At 68.3% G+C, this 17,091-nt stretch carries 21 protein-coding genes and 1 pseudogene; 13 read left to right on the forward strand and 9 right to left on the reverse strand.

Going from position 1 to position 17,091, the window contains the following annotated elements:
* Positions 1–157, reverse strand: a 157-nt coding sequence (locus tag AB0I18_RS35545) for an FAD binding domain-containing protein (protein ID WP_363109849.1), incomplete at its 3' end; no start/stop codon positions are given.
* Between the two features lie 4 nt (positions 158–161).
* Positions 162–806: a (2Fe-2S)-binding protein gene (locus AB0I18_RS35550; protein ID WP_363109805.1), complete on the reverse strand. Its 645-nt coding sequence runs from the start codon at positions 804–806 to the stop codon at positions 162–164.
* A gap of 214 nt (positions 807–1,020) precedes the next feature.
* On the opposite strand from AB0I18_RS35550, the gene AB0I18_RS35555 reads away from it, so the two are divergent.
* Together AB0I18_RS35555 and AB0I18_RS35560 are read left to right on the forward strand one after the other, a co-directional pair.
* Positions 1,021–1,260 (forward strand): hypothetical protein, encoded by a 240-nt coding sequence (locus AB0I18_RS35555; protein ID WP_363109854.1) that lies wholly within the window; start codon positions 1,021–1,023, stop codon positions 1,258–1,260.
* A pseudogene (locus AB0I18_RS35560) lies at positions 1,203–1,451 on the forward strand (TetR family transcriptional regulator); the annotation flags it as partial. The gene AB0I18_RS35555 and the pseudogene AB0I18_RS35560, both read left to right, overlap by 58 nt.
* A 258-nt stretch (positions 1,452–1,709) precedes the next feature.
* Here the strand turns inward: AB0I18_RS35560 and AB0I18_RS35565 are convergent.
* The 4 genes from AB0I18_RS35565 to AB0I18_RS35580 form a co-directional block, all read right to left on the reverse strand.
* Positions 1,710–2,642 (reverse strand): NADP-dependent oxidoreductase, encoded by a 933-nt coding sequence (locus AB0I18_RS35565; protein ID WP_363109850.1) that lies wholly within the window; start codon positions 2,640–2,642, stop codon positions 1,710–1,712.
* A gap of 117 nt (positions 2,643–2,759) precedes the next feature.
* Positions 2,760–3,152 carry a pyridoxamine 5'-phosphate oxidase family protein gene (locus tag AB0I18_RS35570; protein ID WP_363109806.1) on the reverse strand — a complete coding sequence of 131 codons (393 nt, stop codon included), beginning with the start codon at positions 3,150–3,152 and terminating at the stop codon, positions 2,760–2,762.
* A gap of 48 nt (positions 3,153–3,200) precedes the next feature.
* Positions 3,201–3,995: an SDR family NAD(P)-dependent oxidoreductase gene (locus tag AB0I18_RS35575; protein ID WP_363109807.1), complete on the reverse strand. Its 795-nt coding sequence runs from the start codon at positions 3,993–3,995 to the stop codon at positions 3,201–3,203.
* A 103-nt stretch (positions 3,996–4,098) separates the two neighbouring features.
* A complete protein-coding gene (locus tag AB0I18_RS35580) occupies positions 4,099–4,878 on the reverse strand; it encodes a carbohydrate ABC transporter permease (RefSeq protein ID WP_363109808.1) in 780 nt (259 codons plus the stop codon).
* Positions 4,879–5,060: 182 nt separating this feature from the next.
* Between AB0I18_RS35580 and AB0I18_RS35585 the strand changes: the two genes are divergently transcribed.
* The 6 genes from AB0I18_RS35585 (at position 5,061) to AB0I18_RS35610 (ending at position 9,069) form a co-directional block, all read left to right on the forward strand.
* Positions 5,061–5,306 (forward strand): fibronectin type III-like domain-contianing protein, encoded by a 246-nt coding sequence (locus AB0I18_RS35585; protein WP_363109809.1) that lies wholly within the window; start codon positions 5,061–5,063, stop codon positions 5,304–5,306.
* A gap of 154 nt (positions 5,307–5,460) precedes the next feature.
* Positions 5,461–6,372 carry an alpha/beta hydrolase gene (locus tag AB0I18_RS35590; protein ID WP_363109810.1) on the forward strand — a complete coding sequence of 304 codons (912 nt, stop codon included), beginning with the start codon at positions 5,461–5,463 and terminating at the stop codon, positions 6,370–6,372.
* A 44-nt stretch (positions 6,373–6,416) separates the two neighbouring features.
* On the forward strand, positions 6,417–6,806 hold the full coding sequence (locus AB0I18_RS35595) for a hypothetical protein (protein WP_363109811.1): 390 nt from the start codon (positions 6,417–6,419) through the stop codon (positions 6,804–6,806).
* Positions 6,807–6,876: 70 nt separating this feature from the next.
* Complete coding sequence (locus AB0I18_RS35600; RefSeq protein WP_363109812.1) at positions 6,877–7,269, forward strand: nuclear transport factor 2 family protein; 393 nt, start codon at positions 6,877–6,879, stop codon at positions 7,267–7,269.
* Positions 7,270–7,292: 23 nt separating this feature from the next.
* Positions 7,293–7,991, forward strand: a complete 699-nt coding sequence (locus AB0I18_RS35605; protein WP_363109813.1) for a type 1 glutamine amidotransferase domain-containing protein — start codon at positions 7,293–7,295, stop codon at positions 7,989–7,991.
* A 208-nt stretch (positions 7,992–8,199) separates the two neighbouring features.
* Positions 8,200–9,069: a helix-turn-helix transcriptional regulator gene (locus AB0I18_RS35610; RefSeq protein ID WP_363109814.1), complete on the forward strand. Its 870-nt coding sequence runs from the start codon at positions 8,200–8,202 to the stop codon at positions 9,067–9,069.
* Positions 9,070–9,152: 83 nt separating this feature from the next.
* On the opposite strand, the gene AB0I18_RS35615 is transcribed toward AB0I18_RS35610, so the two are convergent.
* Entirely contained in the window at positions 9,153–10,079 is a 927-nt protein-coding gene (locus AB0I18_RS35615) for a dioxygenase (RefSeq protein ID WP_363109815.1), read from the reverse strand.
* A 126-nt stretch (positions 10,080–10,205) separates the two neighbouring features.
* Positions 10,206–10,985, reverse strand: a complete 780-nt coding sequence (locus AB0I18_RS35620; protein ID WP_363109816.1) for an IclR family transcriptional regulator — start codon at positions 10,983–10,985, stop codon at positions 10,206–10,208.
* A 180-nt stretch (positions 10,986–11,165) separates the two neighbouring features.
* On the opposite strand from AB0I18_RS35620, the gene AB0I18_RS35625 reads away from it, so the two are divergent.
* From AB0I18_RS35625 to AB0I18_RS35635, 3 genes are read left to right on the forward strand one after another with little or no spacing between them, the layout of a single operon-like run.
* The gene (locus tag AB0I18_RS35625) at positions 11,166–12,359 is read left to right on the forward strand and encodes an FAD-dependent monooxygenase (RefSeq protein ID WP_363109818.1); all 1,194 of its coding nucleotides are present in this window, start codon (positions 11,166–11,168) and stop codon (positions 12,357–12,359) included.
* A 38-nt stretch (positions 12,360–12,397) separates the two neighbouring features.
* On the forward strand, positions 12,398–13,294 hold the full coding sequence (locus AB0I18_RS35630) for a dioxygenase (protein ID WP_363109851.1): 897 nt from the start codon (positions 12,398–12,400) through the stop codon (positions 13,292–13,294).
* Positions 13,295–13,343: 49 nt separating this feature from the next.
* Positions 13,344–14,411 (forward strand): maleylacetate reductase, encoded by a 1,068-nt coding sequence (locus tag AB0I18_RS35635; RefSeq protein WP_363109819.1) that lies wholly within the window; start codon positions 13,344–13,346, stop codon positions 14,409–14,411.
* A 61-nt stretch (positions 14,412–14,472) separates the two neighbouring features.
* On the opposite strand, the gene AB0I18_RS35640 is transcribed toward AB0I18_RS35635, so the two are convergent.
* A complete protein-coding gene (locus tag AB0I18_RS35640) occupies positions 14,473–15,348 on the reverse strand; it encodes a helix-turn-helix transcriptional regulator (protein ID WP_363109820.1) in 876 nt (291 codons plus the stop codon).
* Between the two features lie 433 nt (positions 15,349–15,781).
* On the opposite strand from AB0I18_RS35640, the gene AB0I18_RS35645 reads away from it, so the two are divergent.
* Positions 15,782–16,798: a zinc-dependent alcohol dehydrogenase family protein gene (locus AB0I18_RS35645; protein WP_363109821.1), complete on the forward strand. Its 1,017-nt coding sequence runs from the start codon at positions 15,782–15,784 to the stop codon at positions 16,796–16,798.
* Between the two features lies 1 nt (position 16,799).
* Positions 16,800–17,087, forward strand: coding sequence for a hypothetical protein (locus AB0I18_RS35650; RefSeq protein WP_363109822.1), 288 nt, complete (start codon positions 16,800–16,802; stop codon positions 17,085–17,087).
* Positions 17,088–17,091 lie beyond the last annotated feature (4 nt).

A 17,091-nucleotide genomic window follows, 5' to 3' on the forward strand; every position in this document is an offset into this window, starting at 1 on the left:
GCAGGCCGGTGATGTCGACCAAGGTTTCGGGGCGTTCGACGGTCTCCCGCATCAGGTCGACCAGGGTGGTGCCGCCGGCGATGTAACGCCCGCCGTTCCGCCCGGCGTTGAGGGCCTCACGCGTATCCGCGGCCTTGGTGTAGGTGAAGGGATACATGGGATCAGCCCTTCCGGCCGGCGGCCTGCTCGACCGCGCGCTCGATCTTCAGGTAGCAGCCGCAGCGGCAGAGGTTGCCGCTCATCCACTCCCGGATCTCGTCCGCGGAGCCGGTGTGCCCTTCCTGGATGCACCCGACACCGGACACGATCTGCCCCGGTGTGCAGAAGCCGCACTGGAAGGCGTCCTGGTCGATGAACGCCTGCTGCAACGGATGGAGCCGGTCGCCCTTTGCCAGGCCTTCGATGGTGGTGACCTCGGCGCCCTCCAGGCGCACCGCGAGCGTCAGACAGGAGTTGACTCGCTGTCCGTCGACCAGGACCGTACAGGCGCCGCAGGCTCCGGCGTTGCAGCCCTTCTTGGAGCCGGTCAGGTCGAGGTGCTCGCGCAGCAGGTCAAGGAGCGAGGTGCGGTTGTCGACCGTGACGGCGCGGCGGACACCGTTGACGGTCAAGGAGACATGGCTGCCGGGCGGAGCCTCGGCAGCGGCCGCTTCCCCGGCGGCGAGCGCGGGCGGTCCCGCGCCCAGGCCGCCGACCGCGGCAGCTCCTCCGACAGCTGTGGTCGTGGCGATGAAGGTACGCCGGGTGGGCGGTGTCGGGGACTCGACAGGGGGAGTCACAGCTTGGAAGGGAGGTTCGGTGGACATGTCCACTCTCTCTCATCGGTGACACAGGTGGTTGCCAGGGGCGCCCGAAACACCTGCCAAGCATTAACCCCTGCCACCAATCAAGCAAGTGTTCTTGCATCAAGCATCTTTACATTAGCCAAGTCACTTGTTTCCCGATGGCGCGCCAGCAGGCCGCGACCCACCCGTGCGTTGACGGCGATGCCCATGGACTGCGGAGTGAAGCCCGTCCGGGATGTCGGTGGCCGGCGTGGTCCTCTTCACCTTCGGCAACAGCACGAGTGGTGTCACGCTGCCCACCGCCTACCTGCCCGACCGGTTGCATCCGTTCTCCCAGATCATCGCCGGACGACTGGAACGGGCGCTGCGCACGGAGGACCTCACCTTGGCGCAGCACAACGCTCTGCAGCAGGCCCTCTGGACACCGGGGGTGTCCGCAGCGAAGCCGTGGAACAGGCCATCCTGGAGGGGGTGATGAAACTCGTGGAGGCCGGCGTTCCGCTGGTTGATGTCTCCATCGAACGCATCGCTCGCGCTGCCGGTGTCGGCAAGCGGGACGACCTGGTCGCTCTGCTGGAGTCGCTGCGCCAACGCGGCGGCCCGGTCAGCGGCTTGTCGGTGATCCTGCACAACGCGCACGCCCAGAGGAGGGGCAGCCTGAAGATGCGTAAGCCCGGTCGTGCATGGCCTGGTGCAGCGGCCTGTACAGGCGAACCTCGGACAGCCCCCGCACCAGCCGGCTCAGCGGGTCGACCCCTGCCGCTGACGTTCTTTGCGTACTTCGAAGCCCATCGCCTCCCCTGAATTGGGGTGTTGCGACGACCACTAGAACTCAAGTGCAGCAGGGGGACACAGCCGCCTCCGTCTGCTGACCGGCGCTTCGGCGTCCGTGAGGTCGTCGGCCGACAGCACGGCCTGGCCGGGTCAGGGCACCAGGACGACTTTCCCGCTGGTGTGACCGGTCATGACCTGGCGATGGGCGGCAGCGGCTTCGTGAAGCGGGTATCTGCCGGCGATCAGGACGCGCAGGCGCCCTGCCTCCGCGGCCTCGGTGAGCCGCAGGCGGGCGGCGGCGCGGATCTCCGTGCCCGGGTCTGCGCCGGGCCCGCCGCCGAGGAGCTTGATGCCGGCCTGGGCCCCGCGCGCGAACCCCGCGATGGTCGCGATGCGGGAACGGTCCGCCACGAGTTCCACGGAGACGTCCACCGCCTCGTCGGTGCCCACCAGGTCGGCCGCCGTGTGGACACCCTCCGGCGCCGCCGCGCGTACCCGGTCGGCCAGACCGGGCCCGTACGCGATCGGAATCGCCCCCAGCTCGCGCAGCATGTCGTGCTTGCCGGGACTTGCCGTTCCCACCACGGTGGCGCCGCCCGCCACCGCCAACTGCACGGCCATCAGGCCGACTCCTCCAGCGGCACCATGGATCAGCACCGACTCGTCCTTGCGCAGGCCGATCGCGTCGAGAACGTGCGCGGCGGTGACGCCGACGACCATCAGGCCGCCGGCCTGCTCCCAGGACAGCGCGGCGGGCTTCGGCAACACCGACGAGGCCGGGACGACGAGTTCGGCGGCGTACGCGCCGGGCGCACGATAGGCGATCACCTCGTCGCCGACCTCGACCGGACCTGCGAGGCCGGTCGCGTGGGCGCCCACCGCGGTCACCACACCCGCCGCTTCGGCGCCGAGCCGCATCGGCAGATTCGCCGGATCGGTCCCGAAGACACCGCTGTACATCTTGTGGTCGAAGGGGTTCACCCCGGCGGCACGGACCGCGATGCGCACCTGGCCCGGCTCGGGGGCCGGGACGGCGACATCGATCACCGAAAGCACCTCGGGATTTCCGTACGCACTCGCCACTACTACTTCACTCATGTCACCAACTCAATTCCGAGGGACTCATTCCCGCACAACCGCAGTCGCTTGCGTCGTCCGGCGCGGTGCTGAGCAGCCATGCCCGCCGCGAACGGTGGACTGTCATGCAGGGGTGTCGATGCTCCAAGACGTGACCCAGTTGGGTACCACCTCGACCCAGTTCGGACCGAAGCCCGGCCCCAGCACCTCGCCACCCTCCGTGTGCAGCACCGCCGCCCCCTTGATGAGGATTCCGCGCGGCTGCCAGGTCTGCCCGTCCGCCACGTCGTCGACCACCAGTGCCGCTTGCGGGTTGACCGTGAGGTGACGGATGTAGAGCCGCTCCTGTCCACGCCCTTCCAGGACCCGGCCCCCGATCTTGATGACCTCGCGCTCCGGATCGAAGTGGTATCTGATGGGCACCACATGCGGTTTGCCGGACTTACCCGTCGTGGCGAGCCTCCCAAGGATGTGTTCGCTCAGGTAGGCGACTTCCTGCGCGTTGAACCTGCCCATGCCGATCTCCGTTTTGTTGGTTGGCTCCGACGTTCACGGAACGTCGGCTCACTGCGGCAGCGGCTGCCGGTATCGGGAGGCGAGGTCCGAACGGCGGCCGCCGGACAGTACGGCGCTCTCGGCGGCGAGCAGCGCGTCGAGTGCCGCGGACTGGTCCTCCAGGCCCGGGACGCAGATCGTCTCGCCCAGGCGGAGCCCGGTGAGACTGGCTCGCGCGACATCCTCGGCGGTCATGACGACGGGAACGGTCTGCCCGATGCCCTGATGGAACTCGGTTGCCACCGGGCCGGGGCAGACCACCTGGGTGCGGACCCCGGTGTCCGCGAGTTCATGGCCCAAGGTGCGGGTGAAGGCCACGGTGGCCGCCTTGGCCGCGGCGTACAGGGTGCGGCGGGGCGGACGTGGGCCGGCCTGTCCGGCGCTGAAGGCGAGTAGCGAGGCGACGGTGACGATGGTGCCCTCATCTGCGGCGAGCATGCCGGGCAGTGCGGCGCGGACGAGCTGGACGTGCGCCTCGGCGTTGAGGGTGAGCAGATCGTCGATCCTGGCCGGATCGACGTCGATGAGCGGGGCGTAGCCGCCGACACCGGCGTTGCTGATCAGGAGGCGGACATCCCCGGCACTCAGTCGGTCCCCCACCTTGGCGATGCCCTCGCGGGTGGCGAGGTCGGCAGGCAGGACCTCCACCGCGGCACCGGCCTTACGCAGTTCCTCCGCCAGATCCCGCAGCCGATCGGCGCGACGGGCGACCAGGACGAAGTCCGAGTCTCCTGCGAGGAGACGGGCGTAGGCGGCGCCGATTCCGGAGGAAGCACCTGTTATCAGAGCAAGGGGTCTGGTCATGACGGCATGATAATTCAGCAACTTGCCAGCAGTCAAACGCTTGATGCCAATGAAGGTGCCGTAGTCTCTCCGGTGCCTCAAACGGCGAACCAGGAGGGACCCCTCACTTGCCGAAGCCGGCGGTGAGTCCGCTGATGAGCTGGCGGCGGCCGGGGATGTAGGTGGCGAGGATCGGGAGCGTGGAGAGGACCACCGCGGCCAGAATCGCCGGGATGTTGATGGTGAACTCGCCCTGGAAGCTCCACACGAACAACGGCAGGACCCGTTTGTCGGGGCTCTGGGTGAGGATCAGCGGGAAGAGGAAGCCGTTCCAGACGTTCAGCGCGTCGTAGATGGTGACCGCGATCAAGGCGGGGCGCGACAGCGGCACGGCCAGGCTCCAGAGCATCCGCCAGTGGCCGGCGCCGTCCGCGCGCATGGACTCGTACAACTCGTCGGGGATGTCACGCAGGAAGTTGACCAGGATGATCACCGTGAGCGGGATCGCGAACGCCGCCGAGGGGAGCACGATCGCGGGCAGGGTGTCGTACATCCGCGCCTTGGCGATCAGGTAGTACACCGGGATGATCGTGACCTGGAGCGGGATGGCGAGTCCCAGCAGGAAGACGCTGAAGGCCCAGCGCAGCGCCCGGCTGGTGCCGCGGACGATGGCGTACGCGGCCAGGAACGACACCACGAGGGTCAGCAGCGTCGCGCCGACGGTGACCAGGGTGCTGTTGAGGAGGTAGTGGGTGAAGCCGCTGTCCAGGACCAGGCGGTGGTTCTCCAGGGTGGGACTGGTCGGCACGGCGAGCGGGTTGGCGTCGAAGAAGCCCTCGCGGGTGCGCAGGCTGGTGACGACGACCCAGTAGACCGGGACGAGGACGACCACCAGCCAGAGCACACCGCCGAAGGCACCGAGGGGGTTGGTGCCGCGCAGACGGGCCGGGCGGCCGGGTGTTCCCGCGGTCGTCGGTGTCGAGCGGGCCGGGGAGTCGGTGGACGGGGCGTGGGAGAGCGCACTCCGAAGTCGTCCAGCTCTACGCTGCGGACCCGATCGCTCAACTCCCCTGCCCAGTAACCCAGTTGACCGGCTTCGCCCGAGTCCGCCTAGCCCCCGGCGAGCAGCGCAAGGTGACCTTCAGCCTGCACGCCGACCGTCTCGCCTACACCGGACCCGAACTGCACCGCATCGTCGAACCGGGCGAGATCACCGTCATGCTCGGCACCGCCAGCACCGACATTCGGCTGACCGGCAGCGTCCACCTCACCGGTCCGACCCGCCGCGTCGGACACGCGAGGGTTCTGCACACGCCGACGCGTATCGGCTGAGGCGTCGGACCGACAGGGCGAATCACTTACCCCGAGATTGATATCCAGGGGAAAATTTCTTCCCCCGCACCATGAGTGGACATCATCTCGGCTTCGGCGAATCATGGCGGAAGAACCGCCGGTGGCGGACCAAGGCCGAGAAAGGACAGAAGCCATGGTCAAAACTGTTTCCTTCAAGAACAAGGCAGTAGAGATTGCGGCACACCTTCATCTGCCGGACAACTTCAGGGAAGACGAGCAGTATCCGGCTCTCGTCGGTGTTCATCCGGCCGGCGGAGTAAAGGAACAGACCATCGGCGCCTACGCCAAGAGGCTCGCTGCGCAGGGATTTGTCACCGTGGTGTATGACTCCTCATATCAGGGAGAAAGCGGCGGCGAACCCCGCCTCCTGGAAGACCCGACGACCAGGGTGGAAGACGCCCGCTGCGCAGCCGACTTTCTGACCACTCTTCCGTTCGTCGACCCCGAGCGCATGGGAGTTTTTGGCATTTGCGCCGGGGGCGGCTATGCAATCAGCGTGGCACAGACCGAACGTCGCTTCAAAGCAGTAGCCACCGTCAGCGCAGCTCCCATGGGCGAAGGGTCCAGAGGTTTTCTGGGGCACATGTCCCCGGTGGCCGAGCAGATCGGAACGCTGGAAATGATTGCCAAGCAGCGCACGGCGGAAGCAAGAGGAGACGCACCTCTCTACGCCCCGTTCGTCCCGGAAACACTGGCGGAGATCGACGAGAACACACCGGACCTCCTGCGTGAAGGATACGACTACTACAGGACGTCCCGAGGGCAGCATCCCAATTCCAAGGGCCGCTTCCTGCTGACCAGCATGGACAAGATGTTCGCCTTCTCGGCGTTCGACCAAATCCCAGAACTGCTGACCCAACCGATGCTCCTCATCGCCGGGAGCAAGGCGGATACAAAAGTGTTCAGCGACCAGGCTTACGAGCTTTCCAAGGGGCCGAAGGAGTTGTTCGTCGTCGAAGGCGCGACTCATATCGCCTTGTACGACGTGCCCGAGTACATGGATCAAGCGGTCACCAAGATGGTGGAGTTCTTCGCTGTCCTTTAGTACCACCGAGACCTGGGACCAGCAGAGCTCGAAGCCCGATCACCATGTCCCATTCCGATCGCCCCACAATCTCCATTGCCTTCCATTCGGGCTACGGCCACACCGCCGTCGTCGCCGAAGCCGTGGCGCGTGGCGCAGCGGGGGCCGGCGCCGACGCGATCACCTTCGGTGCCGCCGCGCACATGGGTACCGCCTCCGCGGCCTTCCACGGGTTCGCCGAGGCCAGCAGCAGGCGCTGGTTCTCCCATGTCTGGGTGGACAAGCTCGCCGCGGGCTTCACCAACTCCGGTGCCAAGAGCGGCGACAAGTCACCCACCCTGGGCTGTTTCGCCACCTTGGCCGCCCAGCACGGCATGCACCGGATCAGCCTGGGTGTGCGCGTCGCGCGCCAAGCCGCGATTTTCCGTGCCGGGCGGGCTGCCCTCCCCGCCTGATCACCAGACCTCCTTTTCCCGTATCCGATTCCCCACCCCCCCATCCCCCCATCCCTACAAGGAGCGCACCATGTCCGACTCCCCCGACCTCGCCCTCATCCGCCGGGTCTACGAATCCCGAATGGCACCCGAGGTCACCAAGGAGGTCATGGCCCCCGACTTCGTCTGGGACATCACCCCGGGCTTTCCGAACAGCGGCGTCTACCACGGCTGGGACAGCGTGGCGAAGGACTTCTTCGGCAGGACGATGCCGAACTACGAGTCGTTCGGCGCGGGGCCCGAGGAGTTCTACGCGGACGACGAAGGCCACGTCTTCGTGTTCGGGCATTACCACGCCGAGACCAGGGCCGGTGCCAAGGCCGACGTCCGGTTCATCCACCTGTGGACCGTCCGTGACGGCAAGGCCGTCAGCATGCGGCAGGTCGCCGACAGCCACGTCCTCCAAGAAGCCCTCAAGGGCTGAGACCCCCGACCAGGAGACCCCCCATGGCGAAGATCCTCTTCGTGATCACCGCGTCCGACCACTGGACGCTGGCAGACGGAACCCGGCAGCCGGCCGGCTTCTGGGCCGAGGAAGCCATCGGCCCGTACCAGGTCTTCAAGGAGGCCGGATACGAGATCGCGGCGGCGACACCCGGCGGTGTACCGCCCACGGCGGACGCGCTCAGCCTCACCGCGGATTTCAACGGCGGCGAGGAAGGCGCGCAGCGCATGCGGACCGCCCTGCGCGAGGCGACCGAGCTGGCGCACCCGATGCGCATCGAGGACGTGGACATCGACGACTACGTGGCCGTTTTCTACCCCGGCGGCTGGGGCCCGATGGAGGACCTGCCCGACAACGCCGAGTCCGGCAGGCTGCTCACCGAGTGGCTCGCCTCGGGCAAGCCGGTGTCACTGGTGTGCCACGGCCCCGCGGCGCTGCTGGCCACCATCGGCCCCGACGGGACGTCCCCGTTCGCCGGCTACCGCCTGACCGGCCTCTCCAACGCCGAGGAGAAGCTGAACGGCCTCGCGGACCGCGCGAAGTGGCTGCTGCAGGACCGTCTCGTGGGCGAACTCGGTGCGGACTACCGCGAGGCCGAGCCGTTCGCCCCGCACGTCGAGACCGACCGCAACCTGTACACCGGCCAGAACCCGGGCTCGGCGGTCCCGCTCGCCCAGGAGCTCGTCAAGGCACTGGGCTGACGGGGCACTGGGCTGACGCCACAGCCGTGTGACCTCTTGGCGGCCCCGGTACACACTCCGGGCCGCCGAGTCCTGTCCCTCTCCCTCTCCCTCTCCCGCCTGTTGCCATACGGGCTGAAACCGATGCCGTTTCGTACCTGAGCCAAGCGGACATGGGCCGGATCCTTCCCCCTCACAACCGCCGAGCTTTTGTGCGAGGCTGCAAATCATGAATCGCAAGCCTCATCTGAACGAGCTGGGTGAGTTCCTCAAGGCCCGCCGTGCCGAGGTCAGCCCTTCCGAGGTCGGACTCCGCGGCGGGCAACGGCGGCGTGTGAGCGGTCTGCGCCGTGAGGAGGTGGCCCTTCTCGCGTCGATCAGCACCGAGTACTACACGCGGATCGAGCAGGGCCGTCTCCAGGCCTCGGCTCCCCTGCTGAACGAAATCGCGCAGTCGCTCCGTCTGAACGACGACCAGCGCACCTACCTCTTCGACCTCGCGGCGAAAGAGCGGGTGCGCCCGCCCGCGTCAGGCGACCGTCAGCAGGTGGACACGCAGTTGCAGCGCATGCTGGACGATCTCACTGCCTCCCCGGCCTTCGTCATCGGCCGGCGCACGGACATCCTGGGCTGGAACCAGCTCGCCGCCGCCCTGTGGGCCGATTTCGGGCGCTACCCGGAACAGGAGCGCGTGTTCGTCCGGCTGCTGTTCACCGAACCCTGGATGCGCGAGCTGTACGCCGACTGGGAGGAGGTCACCCGGCTGGCCATCGCCCAACTCCGTATGGAGAGCGCGCGCTACCCAGGCGACCAGCGCCTCACCGCGCTGGTCGAGGAGCTTTCCGCCCGTGACGCACAGTTCCGGGAGTGGTGGACGGCGCATGACGTCGCGATGCGGGGCAAGGGCGTCAAGAAGCTCCGTCACCCGGTGGTGGGCGAGCTGACACTCGACTGGAACACGCTCACGTGTGGCACGGACCCCGACCAGCACATCATCGTGTGGAACGCCGAACCCGGTTCCCCGTCCCACGACGGGCTGCGCCTCCTGGCCTCCTGGGCCGCGGACCAGAAGCGGACGGCGTCCGACACCGTCGCGTAAACCTTCCCTGGCATCTGATCCGCGACCGTCAACGCGGTCGACGCCCTCGTCCGCGCTGCGCACGGCGGTGACGTCCCGTCATGTCACACGCTGTCCGGCTCGGTGTCGCGCTTCGCCGACACGGGCGGGGTCGGCAACCAGGCCTCACCCGGCTCGACGACGAAGGTGAACTCGATGCTGTACCAGGGCTCGGTCACATCCGGGTCCGGCGCCGGCTCGTACTCGTACTCGTGGCGCACATACGTGCCGACGAGGCTCCGCACGACGCCGAACTGCGCGTCGGTCTCCAGGACGGGGTCGTCGTGGCTGTAGAGCTGGGACGCGATCGTCTTGTAGCCAGGCTTGTGGATCAGCGCGTGGACATGGGCCGGCCGGAAGGGACGGCGCTGGAGCGCGGCCAGGAGCTCTCCCACCGGCCCGCCGATCGGTATCGGGTAACCGGAGGGCTTGATACTGCGGAAGGCGAACACTCCTTCCCCGTCGCTGAAGAACTTGCCACGGAGGTTCCACTCGGCCTGCTCGGGGTCCTGGTTCTCGTAGAGGCCGGCCGGCGAAGCGTGCCAGACGTCGACTTCCGCGCCCGTGACCGCGTTTCCGTCGGTGTCGACGATCCGGCCCGTGAAGAACAGCGGCGGTCCCTCGGTCGGGGAGCGGACGATCGACTCGCCGTTGTTCATCGTCGGGCTGCCCTGGCGCCAGAACGGTCCGAGCAGGTTCGCCGAGGTCGGCCTGTCTTCGGTGCCGTTGTTCATCAGGGCGACCAGCGTGGACAGCCCCAGTGAACCCGCCATCAGTCTGACCTCGTTGTGGCTGGGCGTGGTGAGCCGGCCGAGCCTGGTCATGATGTCGAGGGCGGTGTCGAACTCCCTCTCGGTCAGCCGCACTTCACGGGCGAAATCGTGCAGGTGTCGCACCAGTGCCTGGATGATCCCCTTGACGCGCGGATCGTCGGCCCGCTCCGTCTCGGCGAGTACCGCCGCGGTGAGCTGGTGTTCGTCCTGGATGATCACGTCAGCGTCTCCTCGTGACAGTCGGCTGCCGGCCCGCGGCTTGCGGCTCGCACTGCCAGGCGAGTATCCGAAGGCCGTCAGGCCCGCACAACGCCGCTGTCCGTTCAATGAACAGCGAGCAGGTGATCAGCTGTTGCGGACCTTGACGCCAGGGCGCCAGCCGAGGAGACGGGAGATGCCGAGACCACTCGCGATCACCGACGGAAGCACCGCCTGATGCTTCACCGAGTCGGTGCGCACGACCACGGACAGCGCCGCTACGACCCGGCCTTCGGCGTTCACGATGCGCGTGGCCACCGAATCGGCACCGGGGGTCAGTTCTCCTCGCACCGTGGCCGTCCCGGTGCGACGGCAGTCGCCGATCTCCTTGCGCAGCACCTCCGGTGCCACGATGCTTCGCGACGAGTACTCCCGGAGCTCGCCCGACAGCACGGTCTCGATCAGCTCCGTACCGCCATGGCTGAGCAGCACCTTGCCCACCCCCGTGCAGTGCAGTGGCAGCCGCCCACCCACCTGGGAGACGAGTTCGGGCGCCGCCGGCGCTGACAGTCTCTCGATGATCACTGCTTCCTGGCCTTCCAGGACCGCCAGTTGCACGTGCTGGTGGAGTGCTGTGTAGAGATCTTCGAGGAACGGCTGGGCCAGCGTGCGCAGTGATTCGGTGAGCGGGGCCAGGGTCCCGAGTTGCCACAGACGCAGTCCCACCGTGAATCTGCCGTCCGGCCGACGGTCCAGCGCTCCGAAGCCGGCGAGTTCCATGGCCAGTCTCCGCACGGTGGCGTGCGGCATGCCCGTCCTGCGCACCAGATCGGCGAGGCTGAGCGCACTGTGCCCCGGCTGGAACGCGAACAGTACGTCCAGCAGGCGGGAGCTCACCGTCCTGCCGGGCTCGCTGGTCCGGGGCATATGTACCGGCTCCTCGCTGTGCGGTACCGCTCGTCTTGCCGGCTCAGCTTAAGGGTGACTTCGAAAGCGGCGTCCATTCAATGAACACAGCCGTTCCGGCGGCGCACGGCGCCGGTCAGGATCTGCGGTGGCCAGTTCGTTTACCCTCGACTGCCCTCGACGAGCCGGAGGAGTCCATCAGTGCCTGCCACCATGCCGGGTCCGCGCATTGCCATCGTCGGGGGCGGTATCGGTGGTCTGGCCGCCGGTGCCTTCCTGCGCCGCGCGGGGTTGACGGCCACCGTTTACGAGCAGGCGCCCGCACTCACCGAGGTCGGCGCCGGACTCGTGATGGCTCCCAACGCCGTACGTCTGCTGCGGCGCCTCGGTGTCATGGACCGGTTCCTCCACCGGGCCGTACCGCTGGACTGGGGCTGGGAGTTCCGCCGCTGGACGGACGGGAGGGTGCTCTCGGTCGAGAAGCTGAGCGGTGTCTGCGAGCGGCTCTACGGCGAGCGCACCTATGTCGTGCACCGGGCCGACCTGTTGGACTCGCTCAGGGCAGCTGTGCCCGGTGAGTGGCTTCGCCTGGGCGCACGCTGCACGGCGGTCGACGCACGCAAGGACGTCGTACTGCTGCACTTCGCCGATGGCAGCCGTGTCGAGGCGGACATCGTCATCGGCGCCGACGGCGTGCACTCCGTCGTCCGCGACGCCGTGACCGAGCCCTCCCCGCCGACGTACTCCGGTATCTGCGCCTTCCGCACGATCGTGCCGTCCCGAGCCGCGCCCGACTTCGCCCTGCGCCGCGCCCAGACCCTCTGGCTCGGGCCCGGACGGCACTTCGTGCACTATCCGGTCGCCGGTGGGCAGGCCGTCAATGTCGTCGCCTTCGCCCCGGCCGGGGATCACACCGACGAGTCCTGGAGTACGACCGCCACGATCGAGGAGTTCCATGCCGAGTTCGCCGACTGGGACCCGCGGGTGACCGACCTGATCACCGCCGGCGGTGTACCCGGGCGCTGGGCGATGCTGGACCGGGCACCCCTACGGCGTTGGAGCCGGGGCAGGATCACCTTGCTCGGTGACGCCGCGCATCCCATGTTCCCCTTCTTCGCCCAGGGCGCGGCCCAGTCCGTCGAGGACGCCGCGGTGCTGGCTCGCTGCCTGGCCGCGTACGCGAACGACCCCGAGCAGGCGCTGAAGCAGTACGAGGCGGCGCGGATCGAACGCACCACACGCCTGCAGGAGATCAGTCACGCCCGCAGGGAGATCAACCATCTGCCCGACGGGCACGGGCAGCAGACCCGCGACGCCGCGCTCGCCGAATCCGATCCACTGGTGCGCAACGGCTGGATCTACGGCTACGACGCCGAGGAGGCACCCACCTCGTGAACAACAACGCCGACGACAGCGACAGGGGGAACGCCGGCATGGCCACCACTCCCGCGGTACCGGACCGGCAACGTCAGATTGAGGAGGAGCTGGTCCGGGCCGTCCTCGCGTCATTCCAGGACACCCCGGATCCGCGGCTCAAGGAGCTGATGCAGACCCTGGTGCGGCACCTGCACGCCTTCATCCGTGAGGCCCGCCCGACCGAAGCTGAATGGCAGCACGCCGTCGACTTCCTCACCGCGGCCGGCCACATCACCACCGACCGCCGACAGGAGTTCGTACTGCTCTCCGACGTCCTGGGCACGTCCATGCAGACCATCAACGTCAACCATGGGCCCGACGCGAGCGCCACCGAAGCCACCGTCGTCGGCCCGTTCTTCGTCGAGGGCTCCCCCGAGATCCCCCTCCGGGGTGACATGGCCGACGGCGCCCCGGGACAACCCTGCTGGGTCGAGGGCACCGTCACCGACACCGACGGAAACCCGGTCCCGGGGGCGCGACTTGAGGTGTGGGAGGCCGACGAGGACGGCCTCTACGACGTGCAGTACGACGATGACCACCTGGCCGGCCGGGCGCACCTGTTCACCGACGACCAAGGTGACTACGCCTTCTGGGGCCTGACTCCCACGCCGTACCCCATCCCCCACGACGGGCCGGTCGGGGCTCTGCTCGAAGCGACCGGACGCTCACCGATGCGCGCGTCCCACCTGCACTTCATGGCCACCGCACCCGGCCTGCGCACCCTCGTCACCCACATCTTCGTCGAGGGCGACGACCTGCTCGCCTCCGACGCGGTGTTCGGTGTCAGGGATTCGCTCGTCAAACGGTTCGAACAACGCCCCGCCGGCACACCCACTCCCGACGGGCGCGACCTGTCCGGGCGCAGCTGGTCAAGCGTGCGGTTCGACATCGTGCTCTCTCCACAACCCGGGTGACAGTGTCAGTCAGGTGTCAGTCATCCGCGAACGACGAGGAGTGTGTGTGGTGCGTTTCGAGCATGAAACCCTGGCCCAGCGTGTGTGCTTCGCGCCCGGTGAGGCTTCGGCAACGGTGCGCGCCGAGGTGGAGCGGCTGGGCGGCGCGCGGGTGATGGTGATCGCGGCGGCATCCGCGGCCGACCTGGCCGAGCGGGTCACCGTCCACGTACCGGTCGTCCTCCGCCACGACGAGGTGGTGATGCACGTTCCCGTCGAATCGGCCGAGCGGGCGCGCGCCGCCGCAGCCGCTCATGAGGTGGACCTCGTGGTCAGCGTCGGCGGGGGCTCGACGACCGGCCTGGCGAAGGCGGTCGCGCTGACCAGCGGCCTCCCGATCGTCGCCGTTCCCACGACGTACGCGGGCTCGGAGGCCACCAGCGTCTGGGGGCTGACCGAAGGAGCACGCAAGACCACCGGAGTGGACGCGCGGGTTCTGCCGCGTTCGATCGTGTACGACGCGACCTTGACGCTGTCATTGCCGGTGGCGATGAGTGTCGCCTCGGGACTGAACGCGCTCGCCCACTGCGTGGACTCCATGTGGGCGCCGCGCACCGACCCGCTGGATCAGGCACTGGCAGGCGAGGGCATCCGCGTGCTGGCGGCCGGGCTGCCCGCCGTGGTGGCCGACCCGGCCGGGCTTGCGGGCCGCGAGCAGGCGCTGTACGGGGCCTACCTGTCGGCCGTGGCGTTCTCCTCGGCGGGTTCAGGGCTGCACCACAAGATCTGTCACGTGCTGGGCGGCGCGTACGGCCTGCCGCACGCCCAGGCACACGCGGTCGTGCTGCCGTATGTGCTGGCGTTCAACGCACCCGCGGCGCCGGAGGCCGAACGCCGGATCGCGGCAGCCTTCGGGGCCGCTTCGGCCATCGAAGGCTTGCAGCGGCTGCGCGCTGCGGTGGACGCCCCGAAAGCGCTGCGCGACCACGGGTTCGACGAGGCCGACATCGATGACGCGGTACGCACGATCCTGGCGGTGGTCCCGGCGGACAACCCTCGCCCAGTGACCGCCGACAGCCTGCGAGGGCTGTTGCGAGCCGCGTGGGAGGGTGCGGATCCGATGGATCCGATGCCCTGACCGGCACGTCCAGTGGACGAACGACGGGGCACGACAACGCGAGCCGCCTGCCTCGTTTCGGTCAGGCTGTCGCGTCCCGGGCCCGGTGATGCGGGGCGGCAGCCCACGACGCGAGAAAGCGCAGTCCGTCATGGGACGGGGTCCCGGGCTCAGCCGTCATGACCACCAGCTGCTGTGCGGGGTCGGCTGTACAGGTCAGGCTGTCCCAGTCGAGTGTGAGGTCACCGGCGACTGGGTGGCGCAGCCTCTTCGTGCCGACCCGTAGACCGGGCACCGGGCAGCCTGCCCACCACTGCCGGAAGTCGGCGTCGGCCACCGACAGTTCACCGACGAGTGCGGTCAACTCGGGGTCGCCAGGGCACTTGGCGGCCTCTACGCGCAGTTGGGCGACGCAGCTCCGGGCGATCGTCCGCCAGTCGAGGTAAAGCTCCCGGAAGCGGGGGTCAGTGAAGATCAGCCGGGCGTAGTTGAGTTTCTTCTCCGGAACCCGCCCGAAGTCGGTGAGCAGCGCGGCTGCCAGAGCGTTCCAGGCCAGGATGTCCATGTGACGACCCATCACGAGCGCGGGGGTCGTGGTCAGTTCGTCCAGGAGACGTCTGAGTTGCGGCTGGACCTTCTGTGCCGGTCGGCGGCGCGGCGCGCACTCGTCCTCATCTCTCGCCGCCAGCCCGAACAGGTGGTCACGCTGGTCATCGTCGAGATGCAGGACACGGACAAGCGTGGCGAGCACCGACGTCGGCACGGAGGCACGCCCCTGCTCCAACCGCGTGTAGCGGTCCGTGCTGATCCCCGCGAGCTGCGCGACCTCCTCCCGGCGCAGCCCCGGCACTCGCCGGGGCGCCCCGGACTCGGGCAGCCCCACGGTACGCGGACTGAGTTGCGCCCGGCATACCTTGAGGAATCCTCCCAGTTCGACCAAATGCGCTTTGCTGTACATAGCATTTAGTGTCCCAGTACTCAACTGAAAAGTGAGGGGGAGAGTTTCCTCCCACTCGAGAGCCAGTTCAGCCTTGCACCGCTCTGCCCTCGCGAGGGGGGGTAAGGATTCCTCCCCTGGATAAGTCATTCCCAGGCTGGAATTCTCCCCTTTGCGGGTTCGCACGATGATGGCAGGGTCGGGGTAGTAATTGTTTTCCGAACGTCACCGATATCCGGTATTTCCATGGCGGCAGGCGGAGGAGGCGGGGAAAGGAAGTGCGGACTGGCACGGTGCCGCACCCGGCCAGTTCATGATCCACCGGGCTCTGTGGGAGACGGACGACACCACCTGGCTGGAGCATGTCCCGGACGACGAGTGCCACGGCCCGCGGGTCAGCACCCGTACCCGTCCGTGACGCCCCGACAGACCCGACAAGTGCTGGGAAGGCATCATGCGAGCAACCATCATTCACGCGCCCGGTGACATCCGGGTGGAGAACACCCCGGAGCCGAAGATCACGGCACCGACGGACGCGGTCATCCGCACCGTCGCCGCCTGCGTGTGCGGCTCCGATCTGTGGAGCTACCGGGGTGTCCTGCCGGTCACCGGGCCGCAGCCGATCGGCCACGAGTACGTCGGCATCGTCGAGGAGGTCGGCAGCGACGTCTCGACCGTCGAGGCGGGCCAGTTCGTCATCGGCTCCTTCGTCGCCTCCGACAACACCTGCCCGATCTGCCAGGCCGGCTACCACACCTCCTGCCGGCACGCGCAGTGGGTCAACGGCTGCCAGGCCGAGTACGTCCGTGTCCCCCTCGCCGACGGCACCCTGGTCGGCACCCCGGAACAGCCGGCCGGGGAACTGGTCCCGGACCTGTTGGCCCTGTCCGACGTCATGGGCACCGGCTGGTACGCCGCCAAGGCGGCCGAGGTCAAGCCCGGTTCGACGGCCGTGGTCGTCGGTGACGGCGCGGTGGGCCTGTCCGGCGTCATCGCCGCGAAGGAACTGGGCGCCGAGCGCATCATCGCCATGAGCCGGCACGAGTCCCGGCAGAAGCTGGCCCTGGAGTTCGGCGCCACCGACCTCGTCACCGAGCGGGGCGAGGAAGGCGTCGCCCGCGTCAAGGAACTGACGAACGGCATCGGCGCCGACTCGGTCCTCGAGTGCGTCGGCACCCAGCAGTCGATGCAGCAGGCCCTGCAGTCCACCCGCCCGGGTGGCAACGTCGGCTTCGTCGGCATGCCGCACGACGTGCAGATCGACGGCCTGCAGCTCTTCTTCTCCCACGTCGGTCTGCGCGGCGGTCCCGCCCCCGTACGCGCCTACCTTCCCGACCTCATCGAGCGCGTCCTCAGCGGCCGTATCAACCCGGGCAAGGTCTTCGACCTCACTCTGTCCTTGGACGAGGTCGCCGAAGGTTACAAGGCCATGGACGAGCGTCGCGCCATCAAGGCATTGCTGCGTCCGTGACATGAAGCCCCGGCGGTGGTGGGCACCGGTCGGCGGCGCCCACCACCGCCGGCACCGACCAGCGGCAGCCGCACCCGCCATCGCGGCCCAGCAGAACGGACCGACCGTCATGACCAGCGAGACGATCGCCACCGTCGAGGCGTACTTCGAGACCTTCGGCACCCGCGACCCTGACCACAGGTCCGCGCTGCCCGCCGTTGCTCACCCTGAGGCTGGTGCCCAGATGAGCAAGACCTTCCCGGTGGGAGCCGCTGAACTGCCGCCAATAGTCCGCCCGACACAGGAGTAGGCCC

It is taken from the genome of Streptomyces sp. NPDC050704 (assembly GCF_040654355.1).
Lineage (GTDB): Bacteria > Actinomycetota > Actinomycetes > Streptomycetales > Streptomycetaceae > Streptomyces.

Coding starts and splice junctions, on each gene's coding strand:
- AB0I18_RS35640 (WP_363109820.1), bottom strand. CDS start 15,348: ATGTACAGCAAAGCGCATTTGGTCGAACTGGGAGGATTCCTCAAGGTA.
- AB0I18_RS35650 (WP_363109822.1), top strand. CDS start 16,800: ATGAAGCCCCGGCGGTGGTGGGCACCGGTCGGCGGCGCCCACCACCGC.
- AB0I18_RS35550 (WP_363109805.1), bottom strand. CDS start 806: ATGTCCACCGAACCTCCCTTCCAAGCTGTGACTCCCCCTGTCGAGTCC.
- AB0I18_RS35590 (WP_363109810.1), top strand. CDS start 5,461: ATGGTCAAAACTGTTTCCTTCAAGAACAAGGCAGTAGAGATTGCGGCA.
- AB0I18_RS35620 (WP_363109816.1), bottom strand. CDS start 10,985: ATGCCCCGGACCAGCGAGCCCGGCAGGACGGTGAGCTCCCGCCTGCTG.
- AB0I18_RS35570 (WP_363109806.1), bottom strand. CDS start 3,152: ATGGGCAGGTTCAACGCGCAGGAAGTCGCCTACCTGAGCGAACACATC.
- AB0I18_RS35575 (WP_363109807.1), bottom strand. CDS start 3,995: ATGACCAGACCCCTTGCTCTGATAACAGGTGCTTCCTCCGGAATCGGC.
- AB0I18_RS35610 (WP_363109814.1), top strand. CDS start 8,200: ATGAATCGCAAGCCTCATCTGAACGAGCTGGGTGAGTTCCTCAAGGCC.
- AB0I18_RS35605 (WP_363109813.1), top strand. CDS start 7,293: ATGGCGAAGATCCTCTTCGTGATCACCGCGTCCGACCACTGGACGCTG.
- AB0I18_RS35630 (WP_363109851.1), top strand. CDS start 12,398: ATGGCCACCACTCCCGCGGTACCGGACCGGCAACGTCAGATTGAGGAG.
- AB0I18_RS35555 (WP_363109854.1), top strand. CDS start 1,021: ATGTCGGTGGCCGGCGTGGTCCTCTTCACCTTCGGCAACAGCACGAGT.
- AB0I18_RS35595 (WP_363109811.1), top strand. CDS start 6,417: ATGTCCCATTCCGATCGCCCCACAATCTCCATTGCCTTCCATTCGGGC.
- AB0I18_RS35600 (WP_363109812.1), top strand. CDS start 6,877: ATGTCCGACTCCCCCGACCTCGCCCTCATCCGCCGGGTCTACGAATCC.
- AB0I18_RS35645 (WP_363109821.1), top strand. CDS start 15,782: ATGCGAGCAACCATCATTCACGCGCCCGGTGACATCCGGGTGGAGAAC.